Origin of the sequence: Dolichospermum lemmermannii CS-548, assembly GCF_028330815.1 — a bacterium.
Lineage (GTDB): Bacteria > Cyanobacteriota > Cyanobacteriia > Cyanobacteriales > Nostocaceae > Dolichospermum > Dolichospermum lemmermannii.
Genome location: NZ_JAQMTJ010000107.1, coordinates 1 through 8,485 on the forward strand (window position 1 = coordinate 1; position 8,485 = coordinate 8,485).

Annotated in this window: 5 protein-coding genes; 4 read left to right on the forward strand and 1 reads right to left on the reverse strand. The window is 36.5% G+C overall.

Annotated elements, in window-relative coordinates; genetic code table 11:
• Window positions 1-143: 143 nt before the first annotated feature.
• Together PN450_RS07455 and PN450_RS07460 are read left to right on the forward strand one after the other, a co-directional pair.
• Entirely contained in the window at window positions 144-416 is a 273-nt protein-coding gene (locus tag PN450_RS07455) for a KGK domain-containing protein (RefSeq protein ID WP_271835878.1), read from the forward strand.
• Between the two features lie 1,016 nt (window positions 417-1,432).
• On the forward strand, window positions 1,433-3,874 hold the full coding sequence (locus PN450_RS07460) for a DUF4912 domain-containing protein (RefSeq protein ID WP_271835879.1): 2,442 nt from the start codon (window positions 1,433-1,435) through the stop codon (window positions 3,872-3,874).
• 136 nt (window positions 3,875-4,010) lie between these two features.
• On the opposite strand, the gene recJ is transcribed toward PN450_RS07460, so the two are convergent.
• Window positions 4,011-6,317 carry a single-stranded-DNA-specific exonuclease RecJ gene (gene recJ, locus PN450_RS07465; protein WP_271835880.1) on the reverse strand — a complete coding sequence of 769 codons (2,307 nt, stop codon included), beginning with the start codon at window positions 6,315-6,317 and terminating at the stop codon, window positions 4,011-4,013.
• 406 nt (window positions 6,318-6,723) lie between these two features.
• Between recJ and PN450_RS07470 the strand changes: the two genes are divergently transcribed.
• The gene (locus PN450_RS07470; protein WP_271835881.1) at window positions 6,724-8,250 is read left to right on the forward strand and encodes a CPBP family intramembrane glutamic endopeptidase; all 1,527 of its coding nucleotides are present in this window, start codon (window positions 6,724-6,726) and stop codon (window positions 8,248-8,250) included.
• Window positions 8,251-8,255: 5 nt separating this feature from the next.
• The coding region (locus PN450_RS07475) for a hypothetical protein (RefSeq protein WP_271835882.1) at window positions 8,256-8,485 on the forward strand (230 nt) is incomplete at its 3' end.

Here is an 8,485-nt window from a genome sequence, read left to right on the forward strand (position 1 = left end):
ACCTTGCATATGCCGTAATGAATGGGGTTAAAGCTAGGGGAGAAAAAGGACAATACAGTACAGAACGTATTCATTTTAACAAAAATAACCATTCTTAACTTTTCGTTACATAGTTAGAAACTTTTCCGCCGACCTACTTAGCTTTGTCAAAAGTAATCTTAGATAAGGGTAGTTTAAAGCACTTAAATCATGAACTAGAATCTATAAATAGTCGTGTTTTACCATCTGTGAAAAAACCTGATGATTGGATAAATAATGGTGTTGATTGTCAGATTTTAAAACCTAGTAAAAATTGGCAAAAAGGAAAATTAAGAATGAAAGTTTCTCTAGAATTTTGTCCTGACGAACCAGAAATCAAAGAACCAGAATCACTCCTTCAGGAGATAGAACGTAAGCTAAATGAAGCTACATCATAAATAAATTAGTCCACACAGATAGAATTTGTTTGTGTGGATGCGATTTACTTAATTGTCTGAATCAGGATGTCCAGGATTTAAGGATTTTCGGGATTATTAATTGTCAGAATCAGGATTTTCTAAAAGGTTAACTTATTTTAAAATTGATAATTGATGATATAATGATTAATATTCTTAGTGAAAATACTGAAAAATAAAAACTTTATTCTCAAATAATTAAATCAAGAAATCCCAAAATATAAACACCAAATCACATCCTGTACATCCTCAAATCCTGGGTATCCTGATTCAGACAAATAATTAAATCAAGAAATCCCAAAATAGACATCTCCGGAAATAGCTAAAGTGTTACTACCACTGCTTTTCAAAGTGAGATGCCCCAATGCAAAGATAGCTGGTTGGTACGCTAAAATCAGCGGTAGAGATGTCTCTTATTGGGAATTACCCAAAAAATAGCATCTATGTAAGATACAGCAGTTTTCGATCAAACCCACTACAAAAATAAATCGTATAACGAAGTTTAGTAATGGGTTTAACCCTTTCCACCTGTAGCACGTTTGATGACAATTTGCTGTAATTTGGGTTTGCGTCCACCTCCGCCCAGAATGATTCGGATTTTTTTTGATTCAACCAATTGTTGTTTATGATTATGTAGTTCTATGCACTAATTAGAGCTATAGTGGAGTTTTTGTATTTTAAAGATAAATTTATTTTGTCGTAATGTGTAAAAGATTATTCTATTATATGGTTGTACGCATAACAAGTAAATTGTGTAAATACTTAATTGAATATATTTGTTGTGTACCTTCTAATATGACTTTAGCACGTAGATCATATAAATATTAAATAAGCACCTTCTTCCTCTAACTCCCGACTCCTTTTTTATTTTTATCACTTGTGTTATTACAGGTAAAAATAACTAACGCTGTATAATTAACCCATCTTCTCAATCAAAACGATATTTTGAGTATTGGCGTTGGCGAGTAGTTCATTTATATTAGCTAAATCAGGGATATATGTGGCAACAACAAAAAAAAGATCGTGTAATTATCAAATTAGCCTTATTAATGGCTATAACTACCAGTCCAGTGGGAGCAAATCTCTTGATTTCCCTACCCGTCCGCGCGGAATCTGAGAGTAATACTCCGGCTTTTGCTTTACCGAAAAAAGTAGAAAATGGTACTGTCATTAAAATTGACGGTTCTCTTAACTCTATCATTGTCAACCAAAGCCTCAAAGAAAACTTTGAAAAACAGTTTTCAGGAACTCAGGTAGAAATTGGCGTAAATGGGAATGGATATGCTATAAAATCAGTTTTAGATGGTAAAGTTGATCTAGCATCCCTTGGTCGTAGACTCACCCCAGAAGAAAAAGCACAAGGGTTAAAACAGGTGTTGGTGCGTCGAGAAAAAATTGCCATCATTGTTGGTATGAATAATCTCTTTTCTGACAGTTTAACTACTGAGCAATTTGCCAAGATTTTTCGAGGAGAAATTGCAGATTGGTCAGAAATAGGAAAAGGTAAAGGTAAGATTAGATTTATAGATCGTCCCTTAAATAGTGATACTCGCAGTTCTTTTGGTGAATATTCAGCATTTAAGTCTGGACAATTACTAACAGGTGCTAATGCTGTGCAAATGCTGGAAGATAACACAACTGACATCATTAGAGAATTAGGTAATGATGGCATTAGCTATGTTTTAGCAAATCAAATTTCCAATCTGCCAGATGTGCGAGTATTAGAAGTACAAAACTACTTACCAAATGATTCTAAATATCCCTTTTCTCAGTCTTTTGTTTACGTTTATAAAGAAAATCCCAGTCCTAAAATTAGAGATTTTCTAGGCTTTATTTTAGCTAAACCAGGAGAAGATTCAATAAAAGCTGCTAGAGAAACAGAAGCAATTGCTATTGCAGCCAGAACATTACAAACTATTTCTAGACCTATGGCTACCACAGCCACTCCTGAAGTTTCTCAAACTCCATCTTTAACAACGATTCCCGAAACATTAGTTACACCCCCATCTATAAAAAATAAAGGGGAAACAGGGTTGATAAATCCTCTTGATAATCCTTCAATGATTACCAAGAATATGAAGTTTTTCTTACTACTACCTTTATTTTTTATTGTGGGATTAAGTAGTTTTTTACCCTTGTGGTTGAGAAGAAAAAATCGAGTTGCTTCCAGCGGCACTTCGCTATCCTCAAATCCGGAAACCGATTCCCTTCCAGAAACAGTTTTTACTCTGTCAGATTCAGAAGCATTCGCATCAATTCTCGCTAACAATGGTAATGGTAATGGTGCAAATCACTACAAACAAGAAAACTCCCAGGAAATAACAGCAATTGGCAATATAGCTGTCATAGATATACCGCAGACAAGTTCCCCTCACAATCAAATAAACAAAATCTCTGAAATTGATCTGAATATAGATTATGATGAAGTAGTTTGGGATACGGAAGACCCTGTAATTGTTGTTAATAATCACTTTCCCCAAATCCCGAATATTCACCACCAACCAAATGATGCAGATATCTCCACAGATGAAGTCAGCAATTTTCTCTTAGAAGTACTAGAACTACCTGTAACTAGATCTAATCAAAATATTACATCCCTATCAGAATTACTTGGTATCACTTCGACACCAGTTAAGCCAGATATCAGCCTATCAGAACTCCTGAATACAACCCCTAAACCAGTCAACCAACCACCGCAAAATCAAGATTTACCATCAGAGTTAGGAGAGGCTTTAAACGCTATTAACAGTCCAATTGCACTCACACAACTGGAAATAGAAGAAGAGATATATCCTACTCTATTGCATCCCACAGCCACAAATGAAGACATAGCTATCGAGTTAGATGCAGAGATAGAAGCTTGGACTAATATTAATCCCATGACTGTGACTGGAAATACCAGAATTATCTTCACACCGCGCACTCCCAAATGGGCTTACCTGTCTTGGTATATTTCCGATAATCATCAACAAACATTACAGAATCAAGGACTCACCATTTTAGCAATTCGGGTCTATGATGTTACAAACCTTGATCTAAGCTATCAACGTCCTCAATTTGATGCACAATACGAATGTGAAGCCGCAACATCTAGTCGTTATGTGCCTATTCCCAGGGGTGAACGGGACTACATGACAGAAATTGGTTATGTGAATAATGATAATCAGTGGTTGTGTTTAGCGCGTTCTGGTACAGTCCGTATTTTCAGTCGTCCGAGTACGGATTTCTGGGTTGTCGTTGATGCAGAATTAATTCTTCATGGTGCAACAGAAGAAGGTGCAAATGTCACTATTGATGGTCAAAAAGTCAAAGTAAATCCTGATGGTACATTTAAGCTAACGATTCCCTTTGTAGATGATCTAGCTAGTTATCATATAACAGCAACTTCTGTCAATAGAGAAAATACCAAAGCTATTGATAAGAAGTTTTTTCAGGAATAAAAAGAGAGTTAAAAGGTAGGTTGGGTTGTTCGCGTTAGCGTTGCGGAGCAATGGCTTTGCGAAACCCAACAAAACCAATTATTTCTAATGTTCAAATGTTGGGTTTCCTTACGTCAACCCAACCTACGAAATGAGATTATTTACCAATCATGGCAACAATAATAGATAGAGGAACATGAGAAAAATAATCTCTTTGAAATTGTTCTTCTCTGACTGCGGCTAAAAATTGACTAATAGCATAATCAGCAGGTTTTTGATAATATTTAAAATCCCAACTTATTTGTAAGTGATGATTTTGACGTTGGACGATAAAGCCTAAATATTTTAAAGCTTGAAATCCTAAATATAGGCTTTGGTCACTAATACCCAATTTCTCTAAAATCTGCACACGGGTAACTAGCTGGTTTGTGCGACCAAGATATTTAGCAATACCTACCAGAGTTACTAAAACATCTCTAGGAGTCTGATTTTGGGGTTTTCTCCAAGCAATCACTAATTGTTTTTGTTGATTTAGCGATTGTTTCCACCATAACCGGAGATTATCCCAATTAGTAGGACAATCTTTCATAATTAATAATGATTTTTCTGATTTTAATTCTCCTAAATCTTCATGATTTCTCCAATCTAAAATCATTGCCGAATTCTGAGTTTTCAGTTCAGTTCCCGTATGGGAACGTAATGCAACTAATCTAATTTCATAGCGTTTTTTAAAGCTATTAAAATCAATTTCGGCAATACAATCACATTTACCTATAGGCAATTCTTCCTTATAATGTCCCCACCAAATTCCTGGAAAAGGATTATTAGTAGAATCATCTCGAATGTTAAAATCAGTTTTAATATATTGGATTTTATTTCCTTTTAAATCTTGTTCATTTCTATGCCAAGAATTTTCAAACCAACAATTTTTAATTAGTAGCTTGGGAATAGGATTTCCCATACCACAGGGTTCTAAAAGTTTCAATTCTAAAAATAAATCTTTACCCAAATCTGCAACCGTCACCACCAAATCAGCTTGGACTGTGGGAGTAAGATTAATTCCTCCTAAAGATTGGCGTAATTTTTGGTTAATTGCGGCTGTAAATAAGGGGATATTTTCTACTAATAAACTCAAACCCGCTGCAAAAGGATGTCCACCAAAACGATGTAATAAATGGGCTTGTTCTTGAACTAATTGATATAAATCAACAGAATTAATTGAACGTGCCGAACCTCGCGCAAAGGATGGGCTAGAATCTGTCTTATTCTCCTTTGCTTCTGTACTTAATAAAATTGTCGGTCGTCCCGTTTCTTGGGCAATTTGACCAGCAACCAAACCCAAAACACCACCTGCCCATTGAGGATCTTCTAAAACAATGACGCTGGTAGTGGATAAGTCTAATTGATTGAGTTTTTTCGTAACTTGGACTTGGACATCTTTTTGTAAAGACTTACGACGGGAATTAGCTAATTCTGTTTCTTCTGCAAGTTGTTGACAACGCTGCATATCTCTACTCGTCAATAATTCTACACAAAAACTAGCGTCACCATGAATGCGACTAACCGCATTAATTCGCGGTCCCAAACCAAAAGAAATATCTGTCGGGCGATCGCCACTTTTCTGGCATAATTCTAATAACTTACCCACACCTGGCCTTCTTCTCGCTGTTGGTAGTTTTTGATAATCCGTGTGTAATTGTTGAATTCCCAATTGTGCCAAATACCGACAATCACCACTTAATTGGACCAAATCGGCAATTAATCCCACTGCAACTAAATCTAGTAAATCAGTTAAAGGATGTGCAGGAATATCTGGCAAACTTATATATAAAGCTTCCACCAATTTATAAGCAACAGCCACACCAGAAAGATGATATAAAGGATGTTCCTTAGCTAAATAACGAGGATTGATAATTGCGACTACGGGAGGACGTTCTGAGGGTAATGTATGATGGTCAGTCACAATCACATCTATCCCTAAACTTTGGGCATAAATGATTTCGGCAATATTTGTACTGCCCGTATCACAAGTAACAATTAACTGACAACCTTGTGCAGCTAAAATATCAATTCCTGGTTTATTTAAACCATGAGATTCAGTTAAACGATTGGGAATATAATAACTTAATTGACGATGTTGCTGAAAAAATTCACCCAAACCATCCCATAATACCGCAGTAGAAGTAATTCCATCTGCATCAAAATCTCCCCAAATAACAATTTTTGCTCCCGTTTTTCCCGCAGTAATTAACCTTTCTACAGCCAAATTCATTTCCTGTCCAAATTCAAAAGAACTGGCAGGTTGATAACTTTGATAATTAATAAAAGCCGCTAATTTTTCCTGATCTTGAATTCCCCGTTGCCAAAATAATTGAGCCGCAAAATTACCACCTGTTGGGTAACTTTTCACTAATTCAATAAACCAATCAGGGGGTTTTTCCGTTCCTGTTAAAATCCATTCCATTTTAGATCACATTCTCTTGTATTTCTTTCTTTGCGCCTACTCTTCGAGATCAGGAAGCGTGATTGCGCCTTTGCGTGAGACCAGGAATTTATTCATTAGGAGTTGCTTCTGTTCTGCCAAGACCCATGGTAGTTCGGGTACGTTTATAACCATGCTTAAACTGCTGTAATATTTGTGCAATATAGATTTTAGCAGTTTTTGACCCCGATTTTCTGTTTCTTTATGAGAAATCCGGGGAGAAGCATTAGAAGACTTCGTGGACATTACCGACTTAGAGCAATGACTAACACCCACACAGACCTGATCTAAGCTACTTTTTTGAAATTTTAATTTCCCCCTGCGGGACTAGCTTATAATTACCAAGGGGCTGATGATGCTCCTGTACTTGTAAGTCTAAGGGGGATAGATGACAATTAAACGGTTGCTGTTAATTGGGCTAACTTTGTTAGCAATAATGTTGTCGGGCTTATCTTTATTGAATAGCTGGCAAAAACCTCAGTTCCAGAGTCGTCTAGAATTGTACCAGACTAATATCGTCTTACAAGCCCAAGCATGGAAACCAGAAGATAGCAGCGACAAAAGTATTCAAACACTTCAAGAATCTATTCTCGGTGCAAATCCTTTAGAAAGCGCGATAAAGCAATATCAGGAAGCAAGTGAATCTATTCAAACTAGTTTAGAGACAACTAATAAAAAATTAGCAGCACTACAATCTTCAGCAGTTACTCCTGTTTCCGCAGAGGAAAAAAGTTTACAGAAATCTAGCCAACAACAAGGAAAATTGTTAGCGGAAGTAGATTTGCGGTTGGGAATTTTGCAAGCACAGCAACAGGAAGCAGATAAGGCTATTAAAACTTGGTATCAATTACAGCAATATTCAGATATCAACCCCAAATATCAAGAAACTGCTCAAGTATTAAGCGGAATATGGAGTAAACCTCCCCGTCTATTACCCAAAGCTGAACAAATAATTCAACAAAATTTAAATAGTTGGTTTCGTTTTACGGCTTTAGATCAATTATATCAACTTCAACAACGTCAAGAAGCTTTATTATCTCTGAAAATTGCCCAACAAGCAGCAGCAACCCAAGCATTGTTAAAATTAGCGATAATTGCTACTATCCCCACCTTAACAGCTTTTATAGGGCTAATTCTGCTGCTTTTCTTATTGGTTCAACGCTTGCTTAAAGGTCAAGCATCCATATTAGCGACAAATGGCAATTTGGTTTGGTCAACTCCTTGGAATTGGGAAATAATTATTCAGGTTTTTATCCTGGGATTTTTTTTGATGGGGCAATTATTTATACCAGAATTATTATCTATTTTGCCTATTCCTCGTGGTACAGGAAATGCCAGAATTGAGGCTTTTATGGTTTTAGTTAGTTATATGTTTGTGGCTTTTGGTTGCTTTTCAGTTCTATATTTTTCCATTAGGCGTTTTTTCCCCCTTCCTGAGAACTGGTTTCGCTTCAATTTCTTCAGTAATTGGTTTTTGTGGGGACTCGGTGGCTATTGTACAGCTTTACCGATTGTGGTGATAGTATCACTGATTAATCAAAAATTGTGGCAAGGACAAGGTGGCAGTAATCCACTTTTACAAATGGCACTAGAAAGCCGGGATAATACCGCATTGGGGATATTTTTCTTTACCGCAGCCATAGCTGCACCGTTTTTTGAGGAATTCCTATTTCGCGGCTTTTTATTACCATCTCTGACTCGTTATACGTCAGTTTGGGGGGCAATTTTGATCAGTAGCTTGTTATTCGCGGCTGCTCACCTGAGTTTATCAGAAATACTGCCGCTGTCAGCATTAGGAATCGTCTTAGGAATAGTTTACACGCGATCGCGCAATTTACTTTCTTCTATGCTTCTCCACAGTCTTTGGAATAGTGGCACATTAATTAGTTTGTTTCTTTTAGGTAGTAATAATTAAGTTAGTTGTCAGTAGGGGCGAAGCATTTGGAAGATAAATTATCGGTCATTGCCAAAAATAGTTCTCCAAATGCTTCGCCCGTACAGTTGTTAGTAGGGGCTAAGCATTTGGAAGATAAATTATCGGTCATTGCCAAAAATAGTTCTCCAAATGCTTCGCCCGTACAGTTGTTAGTAGGGGCTAAGCATTTGGAAGATAAATTATCGGTCATTGCCAAAAATAGTTCTCCAAATGC